The sequence below is a fragment of the Micromonospora sp. NPDC048930 genome (assembly GCF_043197935.1).
In the GTDB taxonomy this organism is placed as follows: domain Bacteria; phylum Actinomycetota; class Actinomycetes; order Mycobacteriales; family Micromonosporaceae; genus Micromonospora.
This window is the reverse complement of the sequence record NZ_JBICUB010000004.1, coordinates 424,375-439,350: the sequence shown is the minus strand read 5'-3', so window position 1 is coordinate 439,350 and position 14,976 is coordinate 424,375. Positions and strand designations below refer to the sequence as shown.

The 14,976-nt window shown below is 74.7% G+C and carries 12 protein-coding genes; 10 read left to right on the top strand and 2 right to left on the bottom strand.

Features of this window, described 5'->3' with window-relative positions; genetic code table 11:
* Positions 1-64: 64 nt before the first annotated feature.
* Positions 65-898 carry an alpha/beta fold hydrolase gene (locus tag ACGFI9_RS14160; protein ID WP_393178375.1) on the top strand — a complete coding sequence of 278 codons (834 nt, stop codon included), beginning with the start codon at positions 65-67 and terminating at the stop codon, positions 896-898.
* Positions 899-1,036: 138 nt separating this feature from the next.
* Here ACGFI9_RS14160 and ACGFI9_RS14155 read toward each other — a convergent pair whose 3' ends face one another.
* Positions 1,037-2,581 (bottom strand): M4 family metallopeptidase, encoded by a 1,545-nt coding sequence (locus tag ACGFI9_RS14155; RefSeq protein ID WP_393178374.1) that lies wholly within the window; start codon positions 2,579-2,581, stop codon positions 1,037-1,039.
* A gap of 292 nt (positions 2,582-2,873) precedes the next feature.
* On the opposite strand from ACGFI9_RS14155, the gene ACGFI9_RS14150 reads away from it, so the two are divergent.
* Complete coding sequence (locus ACGFI9_RS14150) at positions 2,874-3,347, top strand: hypothetical protein (protein ID WP_393178373.1); 474 nt, start codon at positions 2,874-2,876, stop codon at positions 3,345-3,347.
* Here the strand turns inward: ACGFI9_RS14150 and ACGFI9_RS14145 are convergent.
* A complete protein-coding gene (locus ACGFI9_RS14145) occupies positions 3,277-4,851 on the bottom strand; it encodes a hypothetical protein (RefSeq protein ID WP_393178477.1) in 1,575 nt (524 codons plus the stop codon). The two genes, ACGFI9_RS14150 and ACGFI9_RS14145, sit on opposite strands and share 71 nt — an antisense overlap.
* A 278-nt stretch (positions 4,852-5,129) precedes the next feature.
* Between ACGFI9_RS14145 and ACGFI9_RS14140 the strand changes: the two genes are divergently transcribed.
* The 8 genes from ACGFI9_RS14140 to ACGFI9_RS14105 all read left to right on the top strand — a co-directional run bounded on the left by ACGFI9_RS14140 (position 5,130) and on the right by ACGFI9_RS14105 (position 14,749).
* Positions 5,130-6,878, top strand: coding sequence for an ATP-binding protein (locus ACGFI9_RS14140; RefSeq protein ID WP_393178372.1), 1,749 nt, complete (start codon positions 5,130-5,132; stop codon positions 6,876-6,878).
* A 12-nt stretch (positions 6,879-6,890) separates the two neighbouring features.
* Positions 6,891-8,039: an exonuclease SbcCD subunit D gene (locus ACGFI9_RS14135; RefSeq protein WP_393178371.1), complete on the top strand. Its 1,149-nt coding sequence runs from the start codon at positions 6,891-6,893 to the stop codon at positions 8,037-8,039.
* On the top strand, positions 8,039-10,513 hold the full coding sequence (locus ACGFI9_RS14130) for an AAA family ATPase (protein WP_393178370.1): 2,475 nt from the start codon (positions 8,039-8,041) through the stop codon (positions 10,511-10,513). The genes ACGFI9_RS14135 and ACGFI9_RS14130 overlap by 1 nt, the downstream gene beginning before the upstream one ends.
* A 10-nt stretch (positions 10,514-10,523) precedes the next feature.
* Positions 10,524-11,483, top strand: coding sequence for a hypothetical protein (locus tag ACGFI9_RS14125; RefSeq protein ID WP_393178369.1), 960 nt, complete (start codon positions 10,524-10,526; stop codon positions 11,481-11,483).
* A complete protein-coding gene (locus ACGFI9_RS14120; protein WP_393178368.1) occupies positions 11,483-12,340 on the top strand; it encodes a spermidine synthase in 858 nt (285 codons plus the stop codon). The genes ACGFI9_RS14125 and ACGFI9_RS14120 overlap by 1 nt, the downstream gene beginning before the upstream one ends.
* Positions 12,341-12,422: 82 nt before the next feature.
* Positions 12,423-13,121 (top strand): sigma-70 family RNA polymerase sigma factor, encoded by a 699-nt coding sequence (locus tag ACGFI9_RS14115; protein WP_393178367.1) that lies wholly within the window; start codon positions 12,423-12,425, stop codon positions 13,119-13,121.
* Positions 13,122-13,135: 14 nt separating this feature from the next.
* The gene (locus ACGFI9_RS14110; protein ID WP_393178366.1) at positions 13,136-13,894 is read left to right on the top strand and encodes an anti-sigma factor family protein; all 759 of its coding nucleotides are present in this window, start codon (positions 13,136-13,138) and stop codon (positions 13,892-13,894) included.
* Between the two features lie 204 nt (positions 13,895-14,098).
* On the top strand, positions 14,099-14,749 hold the full coding sequence (locus ACGFI9_RS14105) for a hypothetical protein (RefSeq protein ID WP_393178365.1): 651 nt from the start codon (positions 14,099-14,101) through the stop codon (positions 14,747-14,749).
* The last annotated feature ends 227 nt before the right edge of the window (positions 14,750-14,976 follow it).

The following is a 14,976-nucleotide window of genomic DNA, read 5'->3' as shown; positions in this document are numbered from 1 at the left end:
ATTCTGCCGCATCCGCGCGGTCTGGAAGGTGTACGGCTCACCTGCCACGAACCCGGAGGATCCGATGAGCAGCACGTCCACCGCCCACGTCACGGCCGACACACTGGAGATCCCCGACGGGCGGCTCTACTACGAGGTACGCGGGCAGGGCCCCCTGGTGGCCCTGGTCGCCGCCCCGATGGACGCCGACGCCTTCGCGCCGCTGGCCGACCTGCTGGCCGCGGAGCACACCGTGCTGACGACCGACCCGCGCGGCATCCGCCGCAGCGTCCTGCACGACCCGCACCAGGACTCGACCCCGGAACTGCGGGCCGACGACCTGTCCCGGCTCCTGGCCCACCTGGACGCCGGCCCGGCCGCGGTGCTGGGCTCCAGTGGCGGCGCGGTGACCGTCCTCGCCCTCGCCCAGGCCCACCCGGAGCGGGTGCACACGGTCGTCGCCCACGAGCCGCCGCTGCTCGGGCTGCTGGCGGACCGGGCGGAACTGTCCGCCCGCGAGGACGACATGATCGCCACCTACCTGGCCGGGGACCGGCTCGGCGCCGGGCGCAAGTTCCTCGCGAACGCGAACATCCACCTGCCGGAGGAGGCGGTGCTGGGCATGTTCGGCGGCGAGCCCGAGCCGCAGGCGGCCGCCGACGAGCACTTCCAGTACGTGCACATGATCCGGGGCACCACCCGGTTCCGGCCCGACGTCGCCGCGCTGCGCGACGGCGCGACCCGGGTGGTCGTCGGCCTCGGCGAGACCTCCACCGGCCAGGTCTGCGACCGCACCTCGCGGGCGCTCGCCGCGGCGCTGGGTGGGGCCCCGCTGATGTTCCCCGGCGGGCACCTCGGGTTCGTGGAGGACCCGGGTGCCTTCGCCGCCCGCCTGCGCGAGGTGCTGGCCGACGGCTGAGCGAGGGCCGGACACCGATCAGCGGGCCGGCACGACGGCGGGCGCGGGATGCCGTGCGGCATGCCCGCGCCCGCGGTCGTCAAGGCGCTGCCGTCCGGCGCCGGCGGCGGAGGAGTCCGCCGACGCCGGGTCGGGCGATCAGTTGACCGAGACGGCCGACCAGGCGGCGGCCACGGTGTTGTACTCCACGCTGCCGGCGCCGTACAGGTCGGCGGCGGCGGACAGGGTGGCGGTGCGGGCGCCGGCGTAGTCGGTCCGCGAGGTCATGTAGGTGGTGAGCGCGCGGTACCAGATGGCGCCGGCCTTGGCGTTGCCGATGCCGGTCACGGTGCTGCCGTTGCAGGTCGGGCTGTTGCCGTACGACGAGGAGCCACTGCCGACGGCGAGCAGGTAGAAGAAGTGGTTCGCCACGCCGGAGGAGTAGTGCACGTCCAGGCTGCCGACCCGGCGGGACCAGCAGTCGGCGGAGCTGCCGTCCTTGGAGGGCTTGTCCATGTAGCGCAGCGGGACGCCGTTGGTGCGCAGTTCCTCGCCGATCAGGTAGTCACCCGGGTCGTTGCTGTTGGCGGCGTAGAACTCGACCAGGGTGCCGAAGATGTCGCTGGTGGCCTCGTTGAGGCCGCCGGACTCGCCGCTGTAGCGCAGGCCCGCGGTGTTGCTGGTGACGCCGTGGCTCATCTCGTGCCCGGCGACGTCCAGCGAGGTGAGCGGGGTCCAGCCCTGGGAGGCGTCGCCGTCACCGTAGGTCATGCAGAAGCAGGAGTCGCTCCAGAACGCGTTGACGTAGTTGGTGCTGTAGTGCACCCGGCTGTACGCGGCGACCCCGTCGTTGCGGATGCCGTTACGGCCGAACGTGCTCTTGTAGTAGTCCCAGGTCTCGGCCGCGCCGTACGCGGCGTCCGCGGCGGTGGTCTGCCGGTTGGCCAGGGTGCCGTCGCCGAAGACGTTCGAGGCGTTGGTGACCAGGGTGCCGGTGCCGCTGGTGCCGCCGTTCAGGTCGTAGGTCTTGTGACCGCCCCGGGCGCCGTCGTTGAGCTGGTAGGTGCCACCGGAGAGGGTGGTGCCGACCGCGACCGAGCCCGAGTGGAAGGTGTTGCCCGTGCCGTCGCGCTGCACGCCCTCCCACGAGTCGCGGACCGTGCCGGTGGTGGCGTCGACCAGCACGTGCAGCTCGCTCGGGGTGCCGTCGGCGTAGGCGCCGCCGACCACGACCTCGTAGGCGAGGGCGGTGCCGGTGGCGTCGGCGTCGTACACGAGCTGGCTGCCGTCGACCCGGCGGGTGGCGGCGGTCGAGGTGGCGAGCGCGGCGCGGTCGGCGGCGGCGGCGCTGACCCGGGCCTTGGCGCCCCGGGTCGGGGCGGCGGCGAGGCTCTGGCTGGCGCCCTTCCAGGTGTTGCCCTTGCCCAGGTGGACGACGGTGTCGCCGCCGAGGACGGGCAGGCCGTCCTGGTAACGGTTGAGCCGGACGTGCTCGGTGCCGTCGGCGTCGGTCGACACGTTCTTCAGGGTGAACGTCTGGCCGTCGGCGACGAGCGCGCTGCCCGAGTGGGCCTTGAGCTGGGCCACCGCGCGGGTGAACGCGTCACCGGACACGGGGGCGGCGGAGGCGGTGGTCGGCAGGCTGCCGGCGGCGGCCAGCAGCGCGGCCGTGGCCAGGCCGCCCAGGAGGGTGGTACGACGCATGGAGCTCCTACCTTCACTAGAACTGCCGGTCGGGGGGGTGCCGACCGGCGGGACCCGCCGGCGATGGGCGGCGGGCCGGACACGTCCCCGCAGGTGGCAGGGCGTGACGACGCGCACGGGATCGATGGAGGAAAGATCCTCGATGCGTTGTTGCACATTCTTGCGTCACCCGCCCCTTGTCTGTCACGTCTTGCGGCCAAGATTTTTTGACGAATTTTCGCGTCGCGTTCACCACTCCTCGGCATCGTCCCGACCGGCCACCTCCCCCGCACCCGCGCCGTAACCTGGGGCGATGGGGTCCACGGCGAGGGATGGGGTCGGGTCGGCCGGGCCCGGCCGACCGCTGCTCGCCGCCGGCCTGCTGGCCGGGGCCGGGCTGGTGGACGTCGTGACGGCGTGGGCGCAGACGTTCCCCAACCGGTTCGTGGTGGAGACCGGTCAGGGGATGTACGCGGTCGACATCACCGCTTGGGCCTGGCTGCACGTGGCGGTCGGCGTCGCGGTGACGCTGGCCGGGCTGCTGGTGGTCACCGGGCGACGCGGGACGGTGCCGCTCGCCCTCGGCTGCGCCGTGCTCGCGATCACCGCCGATCTGCTGCTCTTCCCGTACGCGCCGATCCGGGCCGTCCTCGTGGTCGGGCTCGACGGCGCGGCGATCCGGCTGCTGCTCCGGCACCGCCGCGCGGTGCGCTGGTTCAGCGCGGCTCGCAGACCCGGCCCGTCTGCGCCGGGTCGGCCTCCCGAGTCGCCGACCACAGCGGGTTGACCGTCAGCAGCAGGGGCGGCGCCTGCCAGGCGGCACCCAGCCGCTGGAGCAGCCGGTACTCCCGGCGGGGCTGTTCCACCGGCTCGCCGGCCAGGAAGGCGACCACCCGGTCCTCGACCGTCCGCTGCCCGAGCAGCCCGCCGTGGAACGCCGGCGCCTCGAAGACGGGGATGCGGCTGTACTCACCCGGGGGTGCCTCGGCGGCGCTGATGGTGGGCAGGAAGGCGATCATCCGGACGCCGCCCACCGGGCAGAGGATGCGGTTGCGGTAGAAGGGCGCGTTGGCCAGCACCGAGCGGACGAACTCCTCGTCGGGTTCGTCCTTCACCGATCGGGGCAGGTTCGCCAGCCAGAGCAGGATGCGCAACTCCCAGCCGGCCGCGACCCCCCAACCCTCGTGCCCCGGCGGCGGGTAGTAGGTCCGGCCGGCCTGGACCAGCGGGCTGAACATCACCACGGCGGTCACCGGGCCGGGGGGCAGCCGCTCCAGGTACGTGCGGGCGACCATCGAGCCCTCGCTCTGGCCGATCAGGGCGATCGGCCGACCGGTGCGTTTGTGCAGCGCACTTACCTGGTCGGCGAGCAGCGCGGCGCTCCGGTCGAGCGCCTGGTGGGTCGCGTCCGGCGAGTACGGCAGGGGCCGGCCCTGCGCGTCCAGCCCACGGTAGGAGAACCTTTCGACCCGCGGGTCGGCGGGCGGATCGCCGTCCCAGCGCGAGTCGTGCCCGCTGAGGACGATCACCGCGTACGGCACCCGGTCCGGCAGCCGCTCGGCGAGGACCGGCGGTCGCCACATTCCCTTGCCGCCGGCGGCGATGCCGATCAGGGTCTGGGCGAACACCGCGCCCGCGATGGTGAGCGCGATCGCGATCGGGGCGACCGGGACCTGGGGCAGGCGGCGCCGGCCCGGCCGCGCCGCGACGGCCACGGCCCGTTGCCAGAGCAGCCCGTTCGCCAGGCCGGCCACCCCGGCCACGCCCACGGTCCACCCATCGGGGGTGCTCGAGATCAGGGCGCCGGCCATGGTGAGCACCACGAAGTTCAGCGACGACCAGCCGAACAGCTCGATCTTCGGCAACCCCCGCCACCACTTGGCGACCACGCCGGCCCGGGCCAGGAAGGGGGCGAGCACCACCATCGGGGCGAGCGAGGCGAACAGGTACCAGGAGAGCGCCACCGCGGAGAAGGCGACGGAGAGCGCGGCCCACGGGGAGATGACCACCGTGGCCAGCGCCGCGACCTCCAGGTTGCGCCGGACCAGCCACCCCCAGGCGGGACGCGGCGTGCCGGCCGGCCAGGCCAGCGCGGTCAGCCCGGCGGAGAGCACGCCCCGGACCGCCGTGACGACGAGCAGCCCGACCACGAAGGCGAACCAGGAGTCGTGGTAGACCAGCAGCCAGCGCAGGTCGTGGTACGAGTCGTAGGGCCAGACGGCGGTGACCTGCGGGGCGAGTCCGCGGGCGGCGTGGAAGTCGACGGCGACCAGCAGCGCCTCCTCGACCATCGGCGGCAGCGCAGCGAGGACGAGCAGTCCGAACCACCGCCGTCGTGTCGATCCCACATCCACTCCCGCCCTCCCTCTGAAGGATCTCGCGGATCCCCCCGACACGGGGCGGAAACGGCGCGGACGTCGTACGCGCCGTGGTCACCCGAGAACCCTCGGCAAGGTCGCCGGTTCCGTCCCGTGGCGTCCGCCGCGTCGCGTGGCAACCTGTCGCATCCCTCGGGCAGGATGCAGGTCGTGCCCCGCGACCGAGACGACCAGCCGACCGGAGACCGCCGATGACCGACGACCTGATCGACGGCCCCGGCGACGGGGTCGGCCGGGTGCTCGGCACCGCCGACGCCACCCCGCTCACCTTCTGGACCGCCGTCTCCCCCGGCAGCTACCTGCAGCTCGACGACGTGGTGGTGACCCGCCGCGAACTGCCCGACCGGGAGCCGGTGACCATCGCCGGCGTGGTCACCCAGGTGCGCGCCCGGCACGAGGGGGCGCAGTTCGACTCCGATGTCTTCGCCATCGCCGACGGCACGCTCCCGGCCCAGGTGCAGGAGGCCGCCGAGGTCACCACCACCCGGGTCGACCCCGAGTTCTACGTGCCGCCCACCCCCGGCGCGGTGGTGCACCGGGCCGAGGGCGACGCCCGGGCCCGGGCGCTGCACTTCGACCGGATGGAGCGGCGCATCCCGATGGGCATGGGCCGCGACGGCGTCCCGGTCTACCTCAACGCCGACTTCCTCGACGGCACCCGGGGCGCGCACGTCTCCATCTCCGGCATCTCCGGCGTCGCCACCAAGACCAGCTTCGCCACGTTCCTGCTCTACTCGGTCTTCCGGTCCGGGGTGCTCGGCGGCGACGCGGTCAACGCCAAGGCGCTCATCTTCAACGTCAAGGGCGAGGACCTGCTCTTCCTCGACCACCCCAACACCCGGCTGGACGACGACACCCGGGCCGGCTACGCGAAGCTCGGCCTGGCGGCCGGGGCCTTCCCCGACGTGCGGGTCTACGCGCCGCCCCGGGTCGGCGACTCCTCCGGCACGCCCGACGTGAGCAGCCGGCTGACCGGGGTGGACAGCTTCTACTGGACGTTGAGCGAGTTCTGCGCCGACCGTCTGCTGCCCTACGTCTTCGCCGACGCCGACGACGAGCGGCAGCAGTACACGATGGTGGTGCACTCGGTCGCCGCCCACCTGGCCCGGTACGCCCAGCCCGCCGACGGCGGGGTGAGCATCGACGGGGTCCGGTTGGGGTCCTACGCCGACCTGGTCGACCACGTCGTCGAGCAGCTCAACGACGACGAGACCCGGGGCGACTGGGCGGGCAGCGCGGTGGGCCTGGGCACGGTCAACGCGTTCGCCCGCCGGCTGATCGGCAGCAAGAAGGACCTGGGGCGGCTCATCCGCGGCGACCTGGCGGTCCGCCGGCCGCACTCGATCAACACCGCGGAGAGCGCCCAGGTCACCGTGGTCGACCTGCACAACCTGCCGGACCGGGCGCAGCGCTTCGTGGTCGGCGTGACGCTCAAGAGCGAGTTCGAGCGCAAGGAGAAGGCCGGCACCGCCAAGCCGCTGCTCTTCGTGGTGCTCGACGAGCTCAACAAGTACGCCCCGCGCGAGGGCTCCTCCCCGATCAAGGAGGTGCTGCTCGACATCGCCGAGCGGGGTCGCTCGCTCGGGGTGATCCTGGTCGGCGCGCAGCAGACGGCCAGCGAGGTGGAGCGCCGGATCGTCACCAACTCGGCGATCCGGGTGGTCGGCCGGCTCGATCCGGCCGAGGCGTCCCGCCCGGAATACGGTTTCCTCCCGCCCGCCCAGCGGCAGCGGGCGCTGCTGGCCAAGCCCGGCACCATGTTCGTCAACCAGCCGGACATCCCGGTGCCGCTCTGCCTGGAGTTCCCCTTCCCGGCCTGGGCCACCCGGGTCTCCGAGGCCGGCCGGGCGCCGTCGGAGACGCTCCGCTCGATCACCCAGGCGGCCGACCCGTTCGCGGTGGTGGGCTCCGGCGGCTCCGACGACGACATCCCGTTCTAGGGGCTGGTGAGCATGAAGATCCTGCACACCTCCGACTGGCACGTCGGCAAGGTCCTCAAGGGGCAGTCCCGCGCCGAGGAGCACAAGCACGTCCTCGCCCAGGTGATCGAGATCGCCCGGACCGAGCGGCCCGACCTGGTGATCGTGGCCGGCGACCTCTACGACACCGCCGCGCCGACCCCGGAGGCGACCCGCCTGGTCACCCGGGCGCTGACCGCGCTGCGGCGGACCGGGGCGGACGTGGTGGCGATCGGCGGCAACCACGACAACGGGCCGGCGCTGGACGCGCTGCGCCCGTGGGCCGAGGCGGCCGGCATCACGCTGCGCGGCGGCGTCCGGGACAACCCGGCCGAGCACGTCATCGACGGGGTCACCGCCGGCGGCGAGCGCTGGCGGTTGGCCGCGCTGCCGTTCCTCTCCCAGCGGTACGCGGTGCGCGCCGTGGAGATGTACGAGCTGACCGCCGCCGAGGCCAACCAGACGTACGCCGACCACCTCGGGCGGGTCCTCGCCCGGCTCGCCGAGGGCTTCACCGAGCCGGACTGGGTGCACCTGGTCACCGCCCACCTCACCGTGGTCGGGGCGAGCACCGGCGGCGGCGAGCGGGACGCGCACACCGTCCTCGGCTACGCGGTCCCGGCCACGGTCTTCCCCGGCACCGCGCACTACGTGGCGCTGGGCCACCTGCACCGCTCCCAGCGGGTCATCGGCCCGTGCCCGATCCGCTACAGCGGCAGCCCCCTCGCCGTCGACTTCGGCGAGCAGGAGAACGTCGGCTCGGTCACGATCGTCGAGGTCACCGCGACGACGGCGGCCCAGATCCGGGAGGTGCCGGTGCCGGGCGCGGTGCCGCTGCGTACGGTCCGGGGCACCCTGGCGCAGCTCGCCGAGCTGGACGCCCCCGAGGGCTGGCTGCGGGTCTACGTCCGCGAGCAGCCCCGGGCCGGGCTGCGCGAGGAGGTGCAGGAGCTGCTGCCCCGGGCGCTGGAGATCCGGATCGACCCCGAGCTGGTGCCGGCGCCCGGCAGCGGCACCCGCACCGCGCAGCGGGCCGGCCGGTCGCCGCGCGAGCTCTTCGCCGACTACCTGGGCAGCCGGGGGCACGCCGACGAGGGCGTCCAGGAGCTCTTCGACGAGCTGCTCGAGGAGGTCGACCGCTGATGCGACCGATGCGGCTGGACATGGCGGGCTTCACCGTCTTCCGCGAGGAGACCACCGTCGACTTCACCGACGCGGACTTCTTCGCCCTGGTCGGGCCGACCGGCTCCGGCAAGTCGACGGTGCTCGACGCGATCTGCTTCGCCCTCTACGGCACGGTGCCCCGCTGGGGCGGCGCCCGCGGGCTGGCCAACGCGCTCGCTCCCTCGGCCACCGAGGCCCGGGTGCGGCTGGTCTTCGAGTCCGCCGGCGACCGGTACGTGGCGACCCGGGTGGTCCGCCGGGACGGTCGGGGCACGGTGAAGACGGCCAACGCCGGGTTGCAGCTGATGCCGCCCGGCTTCGACGTCACCAAGCTCGACACCGGGCTCAGCCCGGAGGACCTCGGCGAGGTGGTGGCCGGCACCCCCGCCGAGATGGAGCAGGCGGTGCTGGACGCGGTCGGCCTGCCGTACGAGCAGTTCACCAGCTGCGTGCTGCTGCCGCAGGGGCAGTTCGCCGACTTCCTGCACGCCAAGCCGGCCACCCGGCAGCAGATCCTGGTCAACCTGCTCGGCCTCGGCATCTACGAGGAGGTGCAGAAGAAGGCCACCGAGCGCGCCGGGCAGGCCGAGGCGAAGCTGGAGGCGGTCGACCGGATGCTCGGCGGGCTCGCCGACATCGACGACGCGGCCCTCGGCGGGGCGCGGGAGCGGGTCGACCGGATGCGCGAGCTGGCCGGGGCGGTCGCGGCGGCCGTACCGGAGCTGGACCGGGCCCGGGCGGCGGCGCGGGAGCAGGCGGCGGCGCTCGCGGCGCTCGACGCGGAGCTGGCCGTGCTGGCCGGGGTCCGGCCGCCGGACGGGATCGCCGAGCTGGCCCGGGCGGTGGCCACCGCGCGGGTGGCGGCCGACGAGGCCGCGACGGCGGTCGGGCTGGCCGAGGAGGGGGAGGAGAAGCTGCGCGGGGAGCTGGCCGCGGCCGGCGACGAGAGCGCGCTGCGGCTGCTACTCAAGGCGCACGCCGACCGGGAGCGGCTGACCGGCGAGGTGGCGGCGGTAGGCGCGGCGGTGACCGCGGCACAGGCCGAGCACGACGCGGCGGCCGACGCGCTGGTGGCGGCCCGGGCGGCCGCCGAACGCGCCGAGGCGCAGCTGGAGGCCGCGTTCCGGGCGCACGAGGAGGCCAAGGCCACCGACCAGGCGGTCGCGCTGCGGGCGCACCTGGTCTCCGGCGCCGCGTGCCCGGTCTGCGAGCAGGTGGTCTCCCGGGTGCCGGCGGTGCCCGAGGGATCGGCGGTGGCCCGGGCGATCGAGGCGGGCAAGGCGGCCCGGGCGGCCAGCGAGGCCGCGAAGCGGGTGGTGCAGGAGCGCGACACCGCCGCCCGGGAGCTGGACCGGGTGCTGCTGCGCGCCCGCACCGAGCACGACCAGCTCCAGGCCCGGCTGACCGAACTGGACGAGCAGCTCGCCGACGCCGCCGCGCTGGAGACGCTGCGGGAGAGCCTGGCCGAGCACGCCCGGCTGCGCCGCGCCCTGGAGGAGGCAGCCGGCGCGGTCCGGGCCGGCCGGGACGCCGCCCGCCGGGCCCGGGGCGCGCTCGACGGCGCGGAGGAGCGGCTGCGTCGCGCCTGGCGGGACTTCGACACCACCCGGGACGGGCTGGCCCGGTTCGGGCCGCCGGCCGCCGACCGCGACGACGTGGCCGCCGCCTGGGCCGCGCTCGCCGGCTGGGCCGGCGAACAGGCCGACCGGCGGCGGGCCGACCGGGACGGGCTGGTCGCCGCGGTGGGCGCGGCGGAGGCCGCGGCCGGCGAGGTCGGGGAGCGGATCGCGGGGCTCTTCACCGCCGCCGGGCTGGACGCGGCCGACGACCCGCTGCGGGACGCGGCGGTGGCGGTCGAGCGGGCCGAGGCGGAGCTGCGCCGGCTGGAGGAACGCCGCGAGCAGGCCGCCGAGCTGCACGAACAGCGTGCCGGCCACGAACGGGAGGCCCGGGTCGCCCGCGCCCTCGCCGGGCACCTGCGGGCCAACAACTTCGAGCGCTGGCTGCTGGCCGAGGCGCTGGACCTGCTGGTCGACGGCGCGTCGCGGATCCTGCGCGAGCTGTCCAACGGCCAGTACGACCTGGTCCACGACAAGGGCGAGTTCTTCGTGGTCGACCACCACGACGCCGGGCTGCGCCGGGGCGTGCGCACCCTCTCCGGCGGGGAGACCTTCCAGGCCTCGCTGGCGCTGGCCCTGGCGCTGTCGGAGCAACTCGCCGGGATGTCCACCACCGCGGCCAGCCTGGAGTCGATCGTCCTCGACGAGGGCTTCGGCACCCTCGACGCGGCCACCCTGGACACCGTCGCCGCCACCCTGGAGAGCCTGGCGGCCCGGGGCGACCGGATGGTCGGCGTGGTCACCCACGTACCGGCCCTCGCCGAGCGGATCCCGGTCCGCTTCGAGGTCCGCAAGGACGCCCGCACCGCCCGGGTGGAACGGAGCGGCCTGTGAGAGGTACGACGTGACGCGGTTCTTCGTCGACGCGTGGGACCCGGCGTACGGCGCGTCGTTCGAGGCCGCCGGCGGGGGCGGCCCGGCCGCGCCGAGCAGCGCCCAGGTGGACGCCGACGTCGAGCTGCCGGCCACCGACTGGCGGGCCATCGGGGTCCGGCGGGACCTGGTCGCCCCGGACGTGGTGCTGCTGGTCGACGGGGTACGCCGGATCGACGCCAGCGTCTGGACGGCCGAGGACGACGGCGGCTCGTACCCGGGCATCGCCGCCTCGTACGCCGCCGGGGTGGTCCGCTGCGACCTGGAACGCGGCGCGGCGGAGCTGGCCGGGGCGGAGGTGGGCCGGGGGCTCTTCACCGCCAGCCCGTCCGCGCAGGACGTGGTGGCCGGGCGGATCCGCTACCCGGTGCACCGGGTCGGCGGCACCGGCGAGCTGAGCAAGCTGCCGGCCGCGGTGCAGGGCCCGCTGACCGCGCTGGAGGTCGCGGTCTCCGACGCGGTGCGCACCGACGGCGACCTGCTGGTGGTGGACGGGCCGCTGCGCAGCCGCCGCAACCTGCCCCGCACGCTGGGCTACATCAAGACCCAGCACAGCCAGTACCTCGACGCCCGGCTCACCGCGGTGGTCACCGGCCTGGCCCCGGGCCAGCGCTGCCCGGTGTTCCGGCTGGGCACCGCGTGGGGCGGCTACTCCTGGTATCTGCGGCTGCCGGTCGCCGGCGGCGCTCCCTGGGCGGGCATCGTCCGGATGGAGTGCTCGGCCGAGCTGACCGAGACCGAGGCGATCGAGCTGGCCGACCTCTCCCTGGTCACCCTCCCCCGGTTCGCCTCCAGCCCGTACAAGGACCCGCGGGCCCCGCAGAACCTGATCCCGATCGCCGGCCTGGAGCGCCGGCTGCGCGGGCTGCTCGGCGACGCCCGCCTGCTGCACCGGGTGCTGACCGCGGCGGCCCGGGGGATCCGGCGCTGATGGGCCGCCGGCGCGGCACCGACCGGGTGGTCGAGCAGGTCGACACCGGGCAGGCCGAGCTGGTGCCGGACCCGGACCGGCCGGGCTCCTGGACCCTGCTGCTCGACGGCGCCCCGCAGTCGCACGTGGACCTGGCCGACCCGACACACCTGGAGTTCGAGTACGTGCGCCGGCTGGCCGCCGCGATCGACCTGGTCGCCCCGGCCGGCACGCCGCTGCGCGTGCTGCACCTGGGCGGCGGCGCGCTGACCCTGCCCCGGTACGTCACCGCCACCCGCCCCGGCTCCACCCAGCGGGTGTCCGAGGTGGACGGCGCGCTGGTGGAGCTGGTCCGCCGGGTGCTGCCCTGGCCGAGCGACCCGCGGCTGCGGGTCCGGGTGGCGGACGCCCGGGCCACCCTGACGTCCAGCCGGGACGCCAGCTACGACCTGGTGGTCGCCGACGTCTTCGCCGGCGCCCGTACCCCGGCCCACCTGACCTCAGTGGAGTACGCGGCCGAGGTGGCCCGGGTGCTCCGTCCCGACGGGTGCTACCTGGCGAACATCGCCGACGGCCCGCCGCTGCGGCACGCCCGCGCGCAGGTGGCCACGGTGCGCGCGGTGCTGCCCCGGGCCTGTTTGGTGGGCGACGCGGCGGTGCTGCGCGGCCGGCGCTACGGCAACCTGGTGCTGGTCGCGTCCCGGATCGAGCCGCCGGTGCCGGAGTTGGCCCGGCGCGCCGCCGGGGACTGGTTCCCCGGCCGGGTGCTGTCCGGCCCGGAGCTGGACCGGTTCGCCGGCGGCGCCCCGGTGGTCCACGACGCGGACGCCACCGACTCCACCCCGCCACCGCCCGGGATTTTTTCCGTACGTCGTTGATCCGCTCGGCGGACCGCTCCGTATCACCGGGCGGCCATGCCCGTGGGGGGCCGGCTGATGTCCTGGACACCCGGAGGTCTGCATGCATGCGGTGGCGGCCGGCTGGCACGGCGAGGTGGCGAGGCCCGAGTGGATGTTCGCCCGGGCGCAGCCCCAGCCGCGCGCGTCGAGGTCGGGCCGCGGGGTCGACGCACGATCCACGGATCGCCAGAATGACCCGGTGACGCCGCGACCGGCGCCCGGGCGCCACCAGGCGGCGTCCACTGAGGCCAGTCACTCCGACCAGCTGATCCGGCTGCTCTACGCCGAGCACGCCGGGCCGCTGCTGATGTTCGTGATGCGGCTGACCGGCGGCGACCGGCAGCGCGCCGAGGACATCGTGCAGGAGACCCTGCTGCGGGCCTGGCGCAACGCGCACCGGCTGGGCACCCAGGGCCAGGGCTCGCTGCGCCCGTGGCTGGTCACGGTGGCCCGCCGCATCGTCATCGACGAGCACCGCAGTGAACAGGCGCGTCCGGCGGAGACGTACGACCGGGACCTGACCGCGTTCGCCGAGGCGGACAGCACCGACCGGGTGCTGCGCACGATGACCGTGGCCGACGCGCTGCGTACGCTGAGCCAGTCCCACCGGGAGATCCTGGTGGCCACGTACTTCCGGGGGCGTACCGTGCCCGAGGCGGCCGAGGAGCTGGGCCTTCCGCTCGGCACCGCCAAGTCGCGGGTCTACTACGCGCTGCGCGCGCTGCGCACGGCTCTGCAGGAAAGGGGGGTGACGGAATGAGCCGGGCAGATCACATGGACGTCGCAGCGTACGCGCTCGGCGTGCTGGACCCGCAGGACGTGGAACGGTTCGAGGAGCACCTCGCCACCTGCTGGGCGTGCGCCGCGGAGCTGGAGACGATGGTGCCGGTGGTCGGCCTGCTCTCCGGCATCGACGGCGAGACGATGATGGCGCTGGAGCAGACCCACACGGATCCCGCGCTGCTGGACCGGACGCTGATGGCGGTCCGGCGGGACCGGCGGCGGACCCGGATGCGGCAGATCTTCGCCACCGCGGCGGCCGTGGTGGCCTTCGGCGCGCTGAGCGGTGTCGGCTTCGCCACCGTCTTCGACGACGGCCAGCGGGTGCCCCAGGCCGAGCCGACCCAGAGCGTCCCCACCGCCGCGCCGACCGCCGAACCCACAGCGTCCGGGCCGGGCATCGGCTTTATCGAACCCGACGGCGAACAGCACGACGCGACCGACCCGGCCACCGGGGTGAAGACGACCATGTGGGTGGCCAACAAGGAGTACGGCACACAGATCAGCGTGTGGCTCACCAAGCTGCCGGGCCCGCGGACCTGCCGGCTGGTGGTGTTCCGGAAGAACAGCACCAGCGAGGTGGTCTCCACCTGGTCGGTGCCGGGCGGCGGCTACGGGACGAGCACGAATCCGCAGGCGCTGCAACTGAGCGCGTCCACCGCCGCCACCGTCGACGACATCGCGAAGATCCAGGTGCAGTCGATCGACGTGCACGGGGTCGCCACGCCGCTGGTGACGGTGGCCGACCTCTGATCCGCCGCGACGCCGGCGCCGGGCAGCGACACGCCCGGCGCCGTTCCGTCGTGTCCGGGCACGGGTTGCCCGACGTGCTCCCGTACGCAGCGCGGGCCGGAACGGTTCAAACCGTCCACTGTGAAATTGAGCACCCTTTCCTCTTCAACCTTGACAGCGCAGCAGCCGTACTACCCCGTGAACTGCCGAGATTGAGGAGGGCACGTGGCACACCTGAAGCGGACGACCGTCATCGTCGCGAGCGCGATGGTCGCACTAACGGCCTGCGCACCCGCGGGCTACAACGGGGCGAACTCGAGCGCGGCCGAGCCGGTCGCCGTCGCCGCGGCCGAACCCACCGCCGAGCCGGAGGCCTCCGCGACCGCGGACGCCCCCAGCACCGACCAGGGCGCTCCCCCGGCCGACGTGCAGCTCACCGACCAGCTGGTCGGCAAGAAGGTCCCCCGGATGGGCAACGTCGTCACCGACCAGGACGGCTGGGTCCTCTACCGCTTCGACAAGGACTCGGCCGACCCGCCGCAGTCCAACTGCGTGGACAAGTGCGCCCAGGTCTGGCCGCCCGCGCTGACCGACGGCAACCCGCAGTTGCAGGGCGTCTCCGACGACAAGGTCGGCACGGTCACCCGCCAGGACGGCACCCGGCAGCTCACCATCGGGGGCTGGCCGGTCTATCGCTACATCGGCGACAAGAAGCCCGGCCAGTGGAAGGGCCAGGGGGTCGGCGGCACCTGGTGGGTGATCGACCAGAACGGCAGGAAGAACCTGACCTGCGTGCCCACCGGCACCCCGAAGGCGGTCGCCCCGCCGGCCACCGGCGACTCGGGCGGGTCCGACGGCGGCGGCTACTCGTACTGAGCCCCGCCGCACAGGGACACGGTGGCCGGTCGCAGCCGGGGAGGGCGCGGCCGGCCACCGTCGTGAACCCGGACGCCGGCGTCTCCGGCAGCGTCCCGCGTCCGGCGCGGCGCCGGCCCCCCCGGGCCGGCGCCGGGGTTATGTTGCCGACCCGCCCCGCCGCGGGACCGCCATGGCCGTTGCGGGGGGAGGGGGCCGGGTGGGAGAGTGGGGGGGTGTCCACCCCC